The 16,016-nt window shown below is 45.8% G+C and carries 13 protein-coding genes and 1 tRNA gene; 6 read left to right on the forward strand and 8 right to left on the reverse strand.

What is annotated here, in order from left to right; all coding sequences use genetic code 11:
• Positions 1 to 111 precede the first annotated feature (111 nt).
• Positions 112 to 1,149: an aspartate--ammonia ligase gene (gene asnA, locus J4864_RS00795; protein ID WP_211814257.1), complete on the reverse strand. Its 1,038-nt coding sequence runs from the start codon at positions 1,147 to 1,149 to the stop codon at positions 112 to 114.
• A 453-nt stretch (positions 1,150 to 1,602) separates the two neighbouring features.
• Between asnA and J4864_RS00800 the strand changes: the two genes are divergently transcribed.
• The 6 genes from J4864_RS00800 (at position 1,603) to J4864_RS00825 (ending at position 10,214) form a co-directional block, all read left to right on the forward strand.
• Positions 1,603 to 1,676 (forward strand) — tRNA-Arg (locus tag J4864_RS00800).
• 177 nt (positions 1,677 to 1,853) lie between these two features.
• Complete coding sequence (locus tag J4864_RS00805; protein ID WP_211814258.1) at positions 1,854 to 3,032, forward strand: dicarboxylate/amino acid:cation symporter; 1,179 nt, start codon at positions 1,854 to 1,856, stop codon at positions 3,030 to 3,032.
• 146 nt (positions 3,033 to 3,178) lie between these two features.
• Positions 3,179 to 4,402 (forward strand): peptidase T, encoded by a 1,224-nt coding sequence (pepT, locus tag J4864_RS00810; protein WP_211814259.1) that lies wholly within the window; start codon positions 3,179 to 3,181, stop codon positions 4,400 to 4,402.
• A gap of 145 nt (positions 4,403 to 4,547) precedes the next feature.
• Complete coding sequence (locus tag J4864_RS00815) at positions 4,548 to 6,818, forward strand: cation:proton antiporter (protein WP_211814260.1); 2,271 nt, start codon at positions 4,548 to 4,550, stop codon at positions 6,816 to 6,818.
• A gap of 377 nt (positions 6,819 to 7,195) precedes the next feature.
• Positions 7,196 to 8,644 carry a tyrosine-type recombinase/integrase gene (locus J4864_RS00820; RefSeq protein WP_246479405.1) on the forward strand — a complete coding sequence of 483 codons (1,449 nt, stop codon included), beginning with the start codon at positions 7,196 to 7,198 and terminating at the stop codon, positions 8,642 to 8,644.
• A gap of 52 nt (positions 8,645 to 8,696) precedes the next feature.
• The gene (locus J4864_RS00825) at positions 8,697 to 10,214 is read left to right on the forward strand and encodes an AlbA family DNA-binding domain-containing protein (protein ID WP_211814261.1); all 1,518 of its coding nucleotides are present in this window, start codon (positions 8,697 to 8,699) and stop codon (positions 10,212 to 10,214) included.
• Between the two features lie 187 nt (positions 10,215 to 10,401).
• Here J4864_RS00825 and J4864_RS00830 read toward each other — a convergent pair whose 3' ends face one another.
• From J4864_RS00830 to J4864_RS00860, 7 genes are all read right to left on the reverse strand, one after another.
• Complete coding sequence (locus J4864_RS00830) at positions 10,402 to 10,983, reverse strand: hypothetical protein (RefSeq protein ID WP_211814262.1); 582 nt, start codon at positions 10,981 to 10,983, stop codon at positions 10,402 to 10,404.
• 11 nt (positions 10,984 to 10,994) lie between these two features.
• A complete protein-coding gene (locus J4864_RS00835; protein WP_211814263.1) occupies positions 10,995 to 11,981 on the reverse strand; it encodes a relaxase/mobilization nuclease domain-containing protein in 987 nt (328 codons plus the stop codon).
• On the reverse strand, positions 11,956 to 12,267 hold the full coding sequence (locus J4864_RS00840) for a plasmid mobilization protein (RefSeq protein WP_211814264.1): 312 nt from the start codon (positions 12,265 to 12,267) through the stop codon (positions 11,956 to 11,958). Before J4864_RS00840 ends, J4864_RS00835 begins: the two co-directional genes overlap by 26 nt.
• A 147-nt stretch (positions 12,268 to 12,414) precedes the next feature.
• Positions 12,415 to 12,948 carry an nSTAND3 domain-containing NTPase gene (locus J4864_RS00845; RefSeq protein ID WP_211814265.1) on the reverse strand — a complete coding sequence of 178 codons (534 nt, stop codon included), beginning with the start codon at positions 12,946 to 12,948 and terminating at the stop codon, positions 12,415 to 12,417.
• 2 nt (positions 12,949 to 12,950) lie between these two features.
• On the reverse strand, positions 12,951 to 13,652 hold the full coding sequence (locus tag J4864_RS00850; RefSeq protein WP_211814266.1) for a phage replication initiator YdaU family protein: 702 nt from the start codon (positions 13,650 to 13,652) through the stop codon (positions 12,951 to 12,953).
• 15 nt (positions 13,653 to 13,667) lie between these two features.
• Positions 13,668 to 13,991 (reverse strand): DUF3853 family protein, encoded by a 324-nt coding sequence (locus tag J4864_RS00855; RefSeq protein WP_211814267.1) that lies wholly within the window; start codon positions 13,989 to 13,991, stop codon positions 13,668 to 13,670.
• 231 nt (positions 13,992 to 14,222) lie between these two features.
• Complete coding sequence (locus J4864_RS00860; RefSeq protein WP_211814268.1) at positions 14,223 to 15,539, reverse strand: DUF6043 family protein; 1,317 nt, start codon at positions 15,537 to 15,539, stop codon at positions 14,223 to 14,225.
• Between the last annotated feature and the right edge of the window lie 477 nt (positions 15,540 to 16,016).

A 16,016-nucleotide genomic window follows, 5' to 3' on the forward strand; every position in this document is an offset into this window, starting at 1 on the left:
GGTGTACTGTTGAAGGTAGTGGTAATTGATACATGGAAGCTACGGTTACTTTTCAGGGGAATCACGGTATTCACTCCCCTCTCCATTCGGAGAGGGGCTGGGGGTGAGGCTTTATATCAATCCCATCCCCACCTCCTCACATTCTTTCCGCATCTCTTCCGGCCAGATGCTGGCCTGTATCTCTCCGATATGTGCTTTGTGCAGCAGGATCATGCAGAGGCGGCTCTGTCCGATGCCGCCGCCGATACTCAGCGGCAGCCTGCCGGCAAGCAGCTGCTGATGGAAGAAAAGGTGCTTGCGCTCCTTCTGTCCTTCAAGACCCAGCTGGCGGAGCAGTGCCTGCCTGTCCACACGGATGCCCATAGACGACAGTTCGATGCTATGTCCGAGGACCGGATACCAGACAAGGATGTCGCCGTTCAGCCCCGTCTTTCCGTCTTCAGCTATGGTGGACCAGTCGTCGTAATCGGCTGCACGCCCGTCATGTTTCTCCCCGTTGCTTAGCTTGCATCCGATTCCTTCGATGAATACAGCACCGTATTCTCTGCTTATGGCATCCTCGCGTTCCTTGGCGGTCATCGTAGGATATTTGTCCAGCAGTTCCTGTGCATGGATGAAGTGTATCTCTTCCGGAAGGAACGGTTCCAGCTCGGGATAGGTTTCACAGGCAAGAAACTCCGTACGGAGGATGGCTGCATAGATGCGCCGGACGACACGTTCCAGATAGCAGCGTGTCCTGTCGTTTTCCGTAATGACCGCTTCCCAGTCCCACTGATCCACGTACAGCGAATGGAGGTTGTCCAGTTCCTCGTCGGCACGGATGGCATTCATGTCGGTATAAATGCCATAGCCCGGCTGTATCTCGTAGTCGGCCAGTGTCAGCCGCTTCCATTTCGCCAGCGAGTGTACCACTTCTGCCCGTGCCTCTCCCATATCCTTGATGGGGAAGGAAACCGGCCGCTCGATGCCGTTCAGGTCGTCATTGATGCCCAGACCGGTCTGTACGAACAGCGGTGCCGTGACGCGGCTCAGCCGCAGTTCGGTAGCTAAATTCTGCTGGAAGAAGTCTTTTATCAGCTTTATCCCTTGTTCGGTTTGGTGCTTGTCGAGCACCGCTTTGTATCCTTTTGGCTTTATCAATCGGCTCATGACCATTCCTTTCTGTTTGTCTGCTTGTTTCTTTAATTGTCTGCAAAGTTATAGAATAATTGTCATATTGGCGAAGAATGTCCTGCTGAATGTTGCAGGACTATATGGAAACCGTCATTTTTTGTGTCTTTCTGACATTTTTGGCATCTTCGTCGGCAATGCTCCTTGCGAGGGAGAAGGTGTGAAATCGGTGTGTAAGACTTTGTGTGGGAATGTTGTGTGGTAGAATGTTATGTGGTGGAGAATGTCGTGTAGCGGTATGTTATGTAGCGGAATGTCGTGTGTGGTGGTATATTGTGTGGTGAAATATTATGTGGGAGTTTTCGGAGGGATTGCGGGAGCTTATTGGGAAATTGTAGGTGAAATTGTGGTTGGAATCAAAATCTTTAGCAAGAATGTTTGCTGTTCGTTTGGTATTCTGCAAACTTTACCGTACCTTTGCAACCGTTATCAGGCTCCGTAGCTCAGCTGAATAGAGTGTCAGATTCCGGTTCTGAAGGTCCAGGGTTTGAATCCCTGCGGAGTCACTATAAGGGCGGGACTTCTTTTTAGAAGGGATCTCTAATACGAAAGGATGGGGACGGGTTCTCCTCCCGCACAGATTCACAGATTGTTAACAAAGGATGTATGGTTTTACTGTCCATCCTTTTTTGTTTTACCGAATTAGCATCGAAGACGACTAATTCATTTTTAAAAGACAGAGCATGGAAAAGAAATTCAAGATCGGACTGCTTCCACGCGTCATCATAGCCATACTTCTCGGACTGTTTCTTGGCTATTACCTTCCGGCACCTGCCGTAAGGCTGTTTCTGACTTTCAACAGTATCTTCAGCCAGTTCCTTGGCTTTATGATTCCGCTGATCATCATCGGGCTGGTTACTCCGGCCATTGCAGGCATCGGGAAGGGGGCCGGGAAACTGCTGCTTGTGACGGTTGTCATCGCCTATGTCGATACGATCGTGGCTGCCGGTCTGTCCTACGGGACAGGTACATGGCTGTTCCCGTCTATGATCGCTTCGACGGGAGGCAGCATACCGCATATTGACAAAGCGACCGAACTGGCACCTTATTTCTCCATTACCATTCCTGCCATGGTCGACGTGATGAGCAGTCTGGTATTCTCGTTCATCGTCGGCCTGAGCATTGCATACGGAGGTCTGCGTACGATGGAGAGCCTTTTCAATGAGTTCAAGACCGTTATAGAGAAAGTGATCGAGAGAGCCATCATCCCGCTCCTGCCGCTTTATATCTTCGGCGTGTTTCTCAACATGACGCACAACGGACAGGCACGGCAGGTGCTGCTGGTATTCTCGCAGATCATCATCGTGATCCTTGTGCTGCATGTCCTCATCCTCGTCTATGAGTTCTGTCTTGCCGGTGCTGTCGCAAGGCGAAATCCTTTCCGGATGTTGTGGACGATGCTGCCTGCCTACCTGACAGCCCTGGGGACCAGCTCGTCGGCGGCGACCATCCCTGTGACCCTGAAGCAGACAGAGGAGAACGGCGTAAGCAAGGAAGTCGCCGGATTTGTCGTTCCACTCTGTGCCACGATCCACCTCAGCGGCAGTGCCATGAAGATTACGGCGTGTGCCCTGACAATCTGTCTGCTGACAGGACTGCCGCATGGACTGGGACTTTTTACCTATTTTATCCTCATGCTCGCCATTATCATGGTGGCCGCCCCGGGTGTGCCCGGAGGTGCCATCATGGCTGCCCTGGCTCCTTTGTCGAGCATCCTGGGCTTTAACGATGAGGCACAGGCCTTGATGATCGCCCTGTACATCGCCATGGACAGCTTCGGTACGGCCTGCAACGTGACAGGCGACGGAGCCATTGCTGTCGCCGTGGACAAGTTCTTCGGCAGGAAACGGGTGGGGGGATGACGGTGGAAAGACGCTCCGGTGGACAGACCGTGCCGTCCCTCCTGCTAATAAGAAATCATAAAAACAGACTGTGAAAGTAGTATCATTAGGCTTTTTCGGAATTAAATCGTATCTTTGCAAGCATACAACTAAATATCCGTAACATCATGGAAATAGTAGAAAGATTTATCAACTACACCAAGTTTGACACACAGTCGGCTGAAGACTCAGAGACTGTTCCCAGTACGCCGAAGCAGCTTGTCTTTGCGAAATATCTCAAGGAGGAACTTGAACGGGAAGGACTGAAAGACGTCGAGATGGACGAGATGGGCTACATTTATGCCACGCTCCCCGCCAATACGAAGAAGAAGGTACCGACAATCGGGTTCATTTCTCACTATGACACTGCGCTTGATGCCAGCGGTGCCAATATCAAAGCACGGATCATCGAACACTATGATGGAGGCGAAATACAGTTGAATCCTGATATGGTCAGTTCTCCGCGGATGTTCCCGGAACTGCTGGTCCATAAGGGAGAAGACCTTATCGTCACTGACGGGACGACACTGCTGGGGGCTGACGACAAGGCAGGTATCGCCGAGATTGTACAGGCGATGTGCTTCCTCCGTGACCATGATGAAATCAAGCATGGAGACATCCGGGTCGGCTTCAATCCGGATGAAGAGATCGGAAAGGGTGCGCATCACTTCGATGTGGAGAAGTTCGGCTGTGAGTGGGGATATACGATTGACGGCGGTGACCTGGGAGAACTTGAATACGAGAATTTCAATGCGGCAGGTGCCAAGGTGCTGATTCATGGCGTAAGTGTCCATACGGGCTATGCCAAGGGAAAGATGGTGAATGCCAGCCGTCTGGCTTGTGAGTTCAATGACATGATTCCGGAGACGGAAATCCCTGAACAGACGGAAGGTTACCAGGGATTCTACCATCTTCTCGGCATTGACAGCCGCTGTGAAGAGGCAAAGCTCAGTTATATCATCCGTGACCATGACCGCAGCCATTTCGAAGAGCGGAAGCGTTTTATGGAGAACTGCGTGAAGAAGATGAACGAGAAGTATGGAAAAGGGACGGTTGAACTGAAGCTGAACGACCAGTACTACAACATGAAGGAGAAGATCGACCCCAACATGCACGTCGTCGAACTGGTGCTCCGTGCCATGCAGCAGGCCAATGTCGCTCCGAAGGTGCAGCCGATCCGCGGCGGTACGGACGGTGCGCAGCTGTCGTTCAAGGGACTTCCCTGTCCGAACATCTTCGCCGGCGGAGTCAACTTCCATGGGCCTTACGAGTTTGTCTCGGTACAGGTCATGGAGAAAGCCATGCAAGTCATCGTCAACATCTGCCGGCTGACAGCCGAGTTTAATGATTGAGTTGAGGATATAGAGGAGTTAAGGAGGTTAAAGGAGTTTTGTCCCGCCAGTACATCGGACACGGTGTTGGCTCAACTCTTTTGTCTTCCTTGACTCCTCCTGTACCCTCTGACTCTGCCCTAACTCTCCCCCAATTCCCCGATTCATGTCCGAACTTCCTTCACTGGTCAAAGACCTCGCCCTCATACTCGTTGTAGCAGGATTCGTAACACTTGTTTTCAAGAAACTCAGGCAGCCATTGGTGCTGGGGTATATCGTGGCAGGATTTCTCGTGTCGCCCCACATGCCCTATCTGATGAGTGTCGTGGACAAAGCCGATATACAGACATGGGCTGACATCGGGGTCATCTTCCTGCTGTTCTCATTGGGGCTTGACTTCTCCGTGAAAAAGATTCTCAAGACGGGAGTAGCCCCTGTCATTGCGGCCTGTACCATTCTCTTCTGTATGATGACACTGGGTGTTGTCGTCGGTTACAGCTTCGGGTGGAAAGAGATGGACTGTATCTTTCTGGGCGGCATGCTCGCCATGAGTTCTACCACCATTATCTATAAGGCTTTTTCTGATATGGGGCTCACACAGAAGGGCTTTGCCAATACGGTCATGAGCGTACTGATCCTGGAGGATATCCTCGCCATCGTCATGATGGTAATGCTCAGTACGGTAGCCAGCGGTGCCAGCCCTGACGGCGCACAGGTGGTCGGCAGCATCTTTAAAATCGCCTTCTTCCTTGTGCTGTGGTTTGTCGTCGGGCTCTTTGTCATTCCGCTCTTTCTTCGTTCCGTCCGCAAGATACTCAATAGCGAGACATTGCTGATTGTGGCGTTGGGGTTCTGCTGCCTGATGGCCGTCATTTCCACACAGGTAGGATTCAGTGCCGCCTTCGGCGCCTTTGTCATGGGAAGCATTCTGGCGGAGACCGTTGAAGCAGACAAGATTATCCGGCTTGTAGATCCCGTGAAAAACCTCTTCGGCGCCATCTTCTTCGTCTCTGTGGGAATGCTGGTCAATCCGAAGGTACTTGTAGACTATGCTGTCCCCATCTTTCTGCTCGTCCTGACCATCCTTGCAGGGCAGGCGGTATTCGGGACTTTGGGCTATCTGCTTGGCGGACAGACGCTCAAGAACGCCATGCGCTGCGGATTCTCGATGGCACAGGTGGGCGAGTTTGCCTTTATCATCGCTTCATTGGGCCTGTCCCTGCACGTCATCAGCGATTTCCTCTATCCGGTCGTCGTAGCCGTGTCGGTCCTTACCACTTTCCTCACGCCGTATATGATCCGTGCGGCGGAGCCTTGTTATGACCTCCTCGTCAAGCACCTCCCCAGGCAATGGGTGCGCCGTCTCACGCATATTCAGAATGAACCTTCCGGTGAAAACGCCTCCGCCGACAGTCATTGGAAGGAGCTGGGCAGGAAGATGCTGCTCAATACGATCATCTACGGTATCCTCTCCTCGGCTGTCATCGCCGTCATGTTCTCAACGGTGCTCCCTGTATGCAGACATTTCTCTTTAGAATGGACAGGCAGCCACTGGCCGGGCAATGCCGTGTGTGGTCTCTTCACGGTGGCTCTCATCTCGCCGTTCTTGCGTTCCATCGTCATGAAGCAGAATCATTCAGAGGCTTTCAAGACTTTATGGACGAGCCGGCGCATCAACCGGCTGCCGCTGACAGCTACGATTCTTGCCCGCATTGTTATTGCCGTCGGTTTCATCTTCTACATCTGCAATTATCTTACACGGTTCCAGAATGCACTGATGATAGCCATGGCCGTAGGCATACTGGTCCTGATGCTTCTCTCCCGCCGGCTCAAAAAACGTAGCATCACACTGGAACGGTTGTTCATCGAAAATCTCCGGAGCCGCGACATCAGGGCACAGGTCCAGGGAAAAAGAAAACCGCTTTTTGCGGATCATCTGATAGATCGGGACATTCATATCGCCAATCTTGAACTGCCGGAGGACTCTCTCTGGGCAGGGAAACCGCTCAGCAGCCTGAAGCTCCGCAACCGTTTCGGTGTACACGTCAGCAGCATTCTCCGGGGAGCACACCGTATCAACATCCCGAATGGCAATACCATCCTTTTCCCCGGTGACAAGTTGCAGACGATCGGTGATGATGAACAGCTGACGATGCTTTCCCATGCCATGAAGGAGGAATTGCAGCCGGAAGACACAGAGATAGAGAAGCGGGAGATGAAACTACGGAGCTTCACTCTTTCCCGAGAAAGCCCTTTTATCGGTAAGACGCTCAAAGACAGTGGTATCCGTGATCAGTATAACTGTATGGTAGTGGGGGTGGACGAAGGGCAGAAGAACCTTACCCTCGTCACACCTTCCCGCTGTCTGCAGGCCGGGGATGTGCTGTGGGTTGTGGGGGAACAATCCGACTTGGAGCGTATCATGGCATTAGGGTAGGGAATAGTGAATCTACTGAGTCTGAATAGTTTCGGAGAGGCTGTCCGATTGATGAATGGCCAAAAGCATATCTGTAAAAACAAAAAGGAGTTGCGGACAATCCGTAACTCCTTTTTCGTAGCGGGGGTGGGATCCGAACCCACGACCTCCGGATTATGAATCAGGTACAATTTATTTTTATGATTTTTAGTTTTCAAATATTTGTTGATTATCAGCAATTTAGTAACTTTGCAATAGTTAATGATAGTAGGAAATATCCCATATCAAACCGCATTTGTTTTCCCATTGTTTTCCCATTTTCCGTTCGGATGGCATAATTGGGGATATAAAAATGTGGGAGACACATGCTCTTTAGATAGAACCAGAAAAATGAATAAATGAAAAATTCCCACCTTAGCACCACTTACATGACAGCACGATATAGCTGCTGTACCTTTTCTCTTATCCTCGACAAACGTCACCCTAAAAAGGATAAGAACACACTCCCTGTAGCAATGCGTTATACCATCAACAGAAAGTCGTGGTATCACTATGTCGAAGGAGAATATACTATTGAGGAATTTTCCAAAATTTGCAACCTTAATACAAAATCAGTTCGCTCCGAATTATATAGCAAGAAACTCCAGTTTGATTCTGTCTTTAACAAATACAAAGAATTGATAGAACATCTAGGAAGTAATCTGACACTTGAAAAAATCAAAGCTGTCATTACCGGAGAAGAATCGATAGCCAATACCTCTTTCATTGATGTATGGAAAAGAAAAATCAAAGAGCTGTCTACTAACGGGAGGTTTACGACAGGAGAATCCTATGAATGTGCCCTAAAATCATTTCTGAAAATTCTATGGAAACAGCCAGTAGAAGGTTTTCATATCGACAAAAGCATCATCGAGAGATGGAATGAAGGTATGATGGAAGGAGTGAAGGATAGAGATGGAGAATTGGTTGGTAAAATATCAGATACCACACGAGGCATTTATCTACGTTCGGCCCGTGTTATTTGGAATGAGTGTGTAAAGCTCGGCTATCTTGCCAATACAGAATATCCATTTTCCAATCGTAGGGATATGAACCTTGTATCTATTCCTAAAGGAAACACACGCAGGGCTGAGTTTCTGGATGTAGACAAAATGACAACACTGTATAAAACCTTCATTGGAAAGAAATATCCAGAGAGTTGGCCTAGCGACTTCACTCCAAATGTTCACTATTCATTAGGGCTCTTTCTGGTGCAATATCTTTGTAATGGCTTCAATTTGGTTGATGAAGCTGGGCTGACATACGACGACTATTATTATTCCACCAACGGCAAGGCGTTTCGTTTCAGCAGAAAGAAAACTGCAGGAAGAAGCGAAGAAGGAGCGGAGGTTATTATTCCCATCATCGAACCTCTGAAAAAAGTTCTGGATGAAATTGCCGCTCCGCCGCAGAAAGGAGCCTTAGTGTTCCCAGATATTCTGAAAGATGCAAAAACGGACGAAGAGATACGCAGACGTACTACGCAAGAAAACCAGAACGTTCGGAAAAGGCTACAAATCTTGTGCAAGGACGCCTTGGGATGGGAAGAAAAGATTTCCGGCACATGGGCCCGACACTCCTTCGCCACCAATATGCGCAATGCGGGAGTGGATATGCAATACATATCTGAAAGTATGGGGCATTCTACCCAAAAGTCGGTTACAGTCCTGTATCTTGCCTCCTATCCGCTTGACAAGCAGTTTGAGTATAACAGTCGTTTGTTAAATTTAGATAATAAACCAACAAAAGCCGACATCAAACAAATGACGAAAGCGGAATTACAAGACCTCCTGCTAAAAATGCTCTAACTGCTAAACAATATCAAATAAAAAGATTACATTTGCAAATAAAACAGCAGACATGGCTTTACCCGTAAACATAGAAGACTTGCTGAGCAAGCGGAAAGTGGAAGAAAACCGCATTGAATTCAAGCGTGGTTGGAATCCTGATGACATTTATCACAGTATTTCGGCTTTTGCCAACGATATTGATAATTTGGGCGGTGGGTATATTCTTGTTGGTATTGACCAGGACAGCAATGGCTTAGCCAAAAGACCCGTATTTGGTGTACCATTGGAACAACAAGACAAGATACAGAAAGATATGGTGGCCTACAATAACATGATTTCGCCCTATTATCTCCCTCGTACTTCTTTTGAGCAAGTGGATGGCAAGGATGTCTTTGTCATCTGGGTACCGGCTGGAGTCAACCGCCCGTATGCTGTCCCAGCCAATGTCACGGCAAAGGTAAAGAAGCCGACATACTATGTGCGTAGTGGTTCCAGCAGCATCGTAGCTAAGGGCGAAGTACATGATGAACTGATGGCGTTGGCCAGCCATATTCCTTTTGACGAGCAGCCTAATCCGAAAATTAAAGTAGAGAATCTTTCAATGGTTCTACTACGGGATTATCTGGTGAAAGTTGGAAGCCGACTTCAGGAAAGTGTATTTCAGCAGCCCATGCGTAATACGCTGGAGCAGATGGATCTTTATGACGGGCCAACAGAAAACCGTATGCTGAAGAATGTGGCGGCAATGATGTTTTGCGAGCATCCCGAAAAGATTTTCCCATACACACAGGCAGAGATAGTTATTTTCCCGAATGGCAGGGAGAATGATCCCAATAATTTCAGCGAGAATATCCTGCACGGCAGCGTGCCACAATTGATCAATGGCGCATTGACCTATCTGAAGAATACCATTATCAGGGAGTATATAGCCAAGCAGCCAGACCGTGCAGAGAGCCTGAGATACTATAACTATCCCATGCCTGCTCTTGAGGAAACAATAACGAATGCTTTCTATCACCGTGACTATTCGCAATATGAACCAGTGACCATTACAGTGGAACCAAACGGCATCACTGTAACGAGCATTCCTGGTCCAGACCGCTCTATATCACAAGCTGCCATACAGCAAGGCATGTCGTTGCGTTCCCGACGATATCGCAATCGTCGCCTGGGCGACTTCCTGAAAGAACTGGACTTGACCGAAGGCCGCTCCACGGGTATTCCCACCATTCAAACCGCACTGAAAGAAAACGGTTCGCCACGTGCCATTATCACAACCGATGACAACCGTACTTTTATTGATGTTTTCATCCCCATTCACGAAGGATGTAGCGATACTGTTGTATTAAACAGAGAGCAAGGTGTCCCTCAAGGTGTCCCTCAAGGTGTCCCTCAAGATAATAACCTTGATGATTGGATTATGAAACAAATCCTCAGCAACCCGAATATAACTACCCAAGAACTTGCAATCTCCAGCAGCAGAAGTACAAAAACTATAAAACGCCATATAGCCAAAATACCAAATATAAAGTATATTGGCAGCGGCTATAGTGGTCATTGGGAAATAAACGACAAGCATCAGAAGTAATAGCCGAATATTATCCCCACCTTTTATACCCGGTGTGTGAAAATCCAAAAGGTCATTGACCAATTAGGAAACGGCACCCAAATACGTTTGTTGTGGACCCTCTATAAAGTCCCTCTATAAAGCACTTGAATGGAAAGAAATAACAGGCAACAAATAATTTATCGAAATCTATTTGAATACAAACAGCTCATTCGCTGATATGGTGAGTCTTGTGAATCCAATCTCTCATGGACTCCTCCCAAGTTTCGGTCCTTCGCTCATTGACCGCCTTGAATTGTTGGTACCATTTTCCAGAATATCCCCCCGTATTGTAGAACACGTAACGCCCAAAGTCGGCAAACCCTTGTTCTCGGTCAATACTTTTCCGCATTGCTTCCATTTTGGAATGCTCCGTACAAATCATATTCAGCCCAATGGCAAACATAAAGACACCGAGATTAAAAATGACAATACTTGCAATCATCCATAACTTGATTTGCTTGAACTTGTCCATTTCCTTCTGAAAAGTCTTATGAGCAATGTCTGGGAATCTATCTATAGCTATCTGAACATTATCAACTTTTGAGGCCGAAACATTATCCAGCGATACCGTTTTAGGAGCCTTGGCCATTACTGCATTGAGTGCTGTAATACCTTTGTTGTAGGCCAAAGTGAGAGCTTCACACATTTGGCTTTGAATGGTCTGTATCTGCTGAGCCATTCGCTTTTCGCCTACAGGAGCTACATTTGTTGCTGCCTCTGGCCGTGGTACATATTGATTTTTCTTCATAAATGATATTTCTATATCGATAATCCTTTTGAGGCAAGTCGCTTTTCTTCATCAGTCATGTCGTCCCAGCTTTTTCCAAAAGAGCCACCGACCTCACTTTCCGCATTTCTTGTATTGTTACTTGAAATGACCGGCAGACCTGAGAATCGAACCGACCTCGCAGCAGCAGCCTTCGGTCGTTGGAGATAAACTTGGGAATTATTCTGATAGTTTTTGCGCTCATTCTTGTTTTGTTGAAGTCTATGATAAGTATTCCTTATCCGTTTCAATGTGAAGCAACGGTCAATCTCACTTGCTTTGTATTCTGTCCCAGATTTAGCTTTGAAATAGAATACTTGTAGCTGTCCCTTACTATTCAATGCATCACGAATTACCACACCACGCTCTGCCATTGCTATTTTGAATCCTTCATAACTAAAATGTGGCAAATCTCTGAGTGCGTCAAAAGCAATCTGACGGATTTTGTTCTTGTTCCTTCGGGAGATTTCCATAGCATTGGAGAGCCCATACTGCCTACTCATTTCATTGGCAACTTTAGCTGCTTTCATTCCAACATAAGAGTCCGACAAAAGTTTTCCGTTAGGCAAGACACGGTTAGCCAATATGTGCCAATGTTTCAACTTCTTATTGTTATCGGTACAGTCGTGCTGCCAGGCAATCCATTGGAGTTGCTTATATTCCATTTCTTGCAGTCCAATTTGGTGGATCATTATACGGCTCATAAACTCTTCCACAATTTTCTGACCTTGTTCCAAAGTCGTTACTTTATCAGCGTCTTCTTCTGAAAGCGTAATCACAAAATCGAAGTAGCCTTTCTTGATATTCGGCTTATAATTGAGCATAATATCTCTCATCTCTTCGACCACTTCAAGCGAATTGCCACCATATACATTATGTCGGCACAGTTCCGTCGCAACCTTGACATCTTCGATGATCTTTTTGGCATCATAATTGGCCTTCTCTCGACCATGACTAATGCTTCTTCCTGTTGCTATCATAAAGCAATGATTTTAGTTGGTTGACGATTGCCTGAAGCTCTTTCATCAAGGCCGTATAACTCCCTTGATGAAAGAAATTATGGATATGCTGTAGATCCGCAGTCGCTTTCTTTATATCCTGAAGCAAAAGGAGTTCTTCTTCTGGCAGCCTCTTCCAAGGACGGAATCCCAGTATCACCTTACGGACATAATCGGACTTGGTAAGTCCGCAATCCTTTGCAGTACTGTTTATAGCAAAGAATTCATCTTCCGTGCATCGAAAATCTATTCTAAATTCTTTTCTCATGCCACTTGCCATTTAATAACTTTGCGACCATCGGGAGTGAATTCAAGAGGGGATTTGTACGACAATCCCACTTCTTGCAATTCACTACCAATTACTATCTCAGGAACGTAGGCTTTCACCCCTAAAGAGTACTATCTTAGTAATGGCTCAGAGCCTGTCAATAGTCCGCTCGCCATACTTATTTGCCAATTCTGAAACCGTCAGGTTAGTCGTCAGAATCAAAAGTTTGCCTTTCTTCTCTGCTTGATCCACGAGTTCGGCAAAAGGAGTCCTCCGCTCGCCGTACTTGACATATTCGCTCTCGGTACCAATATCATCAACGCAAATAATATGGCGTTGGAGAATGTTGTCAATACTGCTGTTTAGTTCCTGTGCATCGACGACATTCACTATCAGTCGGCAGTATTGGTTCAACAGCACCGGGATAATCTTGGTGCAGATGACCGTCTTGCCACGTCCAAGATTACCCATACAGATAAGTCCGCTTCCTTTGTTATCGCCCAACCATTCTGCAATCAAATCATATTCGGGAAGGTACTGGGCATCTGGGATAAAAAAGTTGAATCCCTTCTGAAGATTTTCTTTTGGATCAGGGATATGAAATCTAACCTTGGAAGGATTGGGGTTGTATCTGTCCGTTCTGATTCTTTCAACAGCAACACTAAAGTCTACGGTGTTCATAGTTACCATGTCTTATCGTTATCGTATTTATCGAAAGAATTATCTTTTAGGAGAACGCCAGTATTCATGGCTGTTTCAGATGCACTGATATGTTGATTTTTTGCAGAATAATTGGGTAAAGGGAACAGTCCCATCCAACCATTAGCAATGCTGCGATCAATTATTTGGTCAGCTTTCTTCGGATCATTGTTACTGAAATTGAGCAACTGGTTATAGCACTTTTTCAACGAGCTGTTAGTAACAAATGGTTTGTTTATATCTCTCCTATATTGCATCCATTTTTTGAATAGCGATGAAAATCTATCATCTATAAAATCCAACAACTCTGTATCTTCTTTCTTCTTTTCTTCTTTCTTATCTATAGGTTTATTATTGTATGCAGAGGCTTGAAAAGTGGTATTGTTTGGGTATTGAGTCGGTATTGTTTTCGAAGCATTACGATTGCCACGAGGCGCACCTCCGTGATGATGGTTTTCAGACTTACTGCATCCATTCTCATACTGACGCCACGACTTATCCAATTCTACTTTTGCTTGTAGAAACAACTCAAAACTGCGCCCATGAACATTTTCCATTGTCCTTCTATTCAGTCCATAGCAAATGATAGCTGTCACCAAAGGGAGCTTTTCTTCAGCTGGGCACTCCTCTATGAGCAGAAGAAGTGACCGGGTAAATGTAAACTTGTCACGTTGTAGGTTTTTCATAAGCATGGTTTTAGATTAGAGAATAGAATTTTTGTTTTCCGCAGCAAGTTCTAAAGCCTTATCAACATCAACAACAATCTTGCGTCCAATTTGAGAGATGGCATCGTCAATGATACCACTCTTCTTGATTCGGTTTGCCGTAGGAACACTGCATCCAAACGTCTCAGCAATACCCTTGATGCCATAGGTAAGTCTCTTCGGCTTGGAAAGTTCATCCTTAACATTGTTCTTATTGCAGTAAAGTGAAAGATTGTTCATCAGAAAAGCGAACTGTTCACCATTCATCATACAAATAGGAGTCTGCAAGAGCTCCTCTATCGAAAATATCTTCATGTCCATTTTTGTTTGATTCCTAATTGTCAGCAAATGATTACTGACGTTGTTTAACTCTGTGCAATCCGATCGATCTTTATTGCACCGCAAAATTAGGAACATGAAAATCAAAACATGTCTTTTTAATTATTCACGAAAAAAACAGACCGAGATATAACATACAATAACAGAAAAAGGCAGATAAGAGGGTATCGCAACGCTTTTATCCGCCTTCATAAAACATTATTTTGTACCATATCAAGCCGACATCGTATTCTCGAATATCGGTAGCCATTTATTGACTATCTTACGAATACTTTTCCATTCTTCAGAGAAATAGCCCTTATCCCAATTGACCTCATGTTTTCTTTGCGACTTATCCAGCAAGTATTGACGAATCAGCTTCTCCGAGAGTGCATTTTCATGTTTTTTTATCTTGTTGTATTTCTGCCGGGCCTTAGTAATATCCTTTTCAGGCATATCCATGGCGACAAACACTGAGCTGCAGAATGTTTTGAAATTGCAAGGACGCAGAGCATGGGTTCTTTGAAGCAAATAATATAGACACCCTAATGCCGTGGTTTCTGAGTTCTCGCTTACAAAGCAGTGAATGTTTTTAAGCATCTCTGGGGTGTCGTTTGTAAGTAGTTCTTTGAGTGTCCGTAAGTCTTTGGCTTTACCTCCTGTACTACGGACATGACTTAACACAGAATTGATGAAGTCTCCCGTTTCCTCATCTTCTTTCTTGACGATTGCCTTCCACTCTGTTTTCTTCTCAAAACCATCGAGGATGCTCTCTTGAACAAGGTTCTTTATAGCAATATCGGACAAGGTTTGTTCCTCCATATTAGGGTTAGCTGCATCAATATTGCTAATGGCTGCGGAAGTCATCTTTATAAATCCGTGGTCAAAAATCATAAAATAATACAGGCTGTAAATCGAGTCTTTCTCCACATCCTTTTGGGCAAGCAGACTTTTCAAGAACTTCGGAACCATCAATAGGCAATAGACCATATAAGTTTCTGCTACCAATTTCACAAGCTCTCTGCAAGATGCCTCCATCTCTTCTTTGGTCATACCAACAGAAGCATCATATTCCTTCATCATGCCGTCAATGAGACTATTGAAATAGACACGTACTGTTTTGGGAAGGTGTGCGAATAAAGCATCCAGCCATTTTACATCAATAACAAACTCATCAGCTTTTGGCGTATAAGAATCGGACGTATTCAATGCCACGGCTTCACATGATGCCAGGTTCAGGCAAATGAGAATATTCCCATCAAGACATTCGTCCACCATAGTATCATATTTTTCTACGATGGCAGGTATTCTTTTGGGCGCTATAAAATCATTTTGAACAAAGTCATCCATATATTCCCACACCTCCACCATCTCTTTCGGCTGATGGTTCAAGAAGAGCCCGAATAATTTTGCCATGAAACTCATATCACCTTTAGCCATGGCATTAAATTCTGCCAAGAACTTGTTATAAAAAGAAAGATGTTGTTGATGCCACGATTTTAGAATCTGCTGTGGCGACAGATGGTTTGCACTTTGAACATTGTTCTTCATTTGTTCTACAGGTTAGGACAACTGTGTACTGGTCGTACAAACAGTTTGCCAGATTGAATAACAACATTCTCTCGAGTTTTGTAGCCCAATTCACTGGATTCGTTCCCAGCGGAGAGATGGGGCCCATAAAAAGACGAACCAAAGTAAACAGCATCCTGTTTTGTATCACCTACAACCAAAGGGTACATCTGCAGAGCTTTATTCACTCTGGTGTGTTGGAGTCCGCCAATGTACTTTTTCTTCTGTTTACAATATCATGAATGCCATTGCAGACAGATTGAATTCCAATACTTTGTCAGAGATAGATACCTGTGCCACTCAAAGCTATGGCTAACCATCACATAGACAATCTTCACAAAGATACTTATTTTAGTTTAAAAATTGCCTTTATACTTAAGTTTTTAATGCGCACCGAATATTCTCCCGCAGGTACTCGCAAAACTTGTATTTTTGTAATTTGAATTCGTTCTTACAAAT

The sequence above is a fragment of the Prevotella multiformis genome (assembly GCF_018127985.1).
GTDB lineage: Bacteria > Bacteroidota > Bacteroidia > Bacteroidales > Bacteroidaceae > Prevotella > Prevotella multiformis.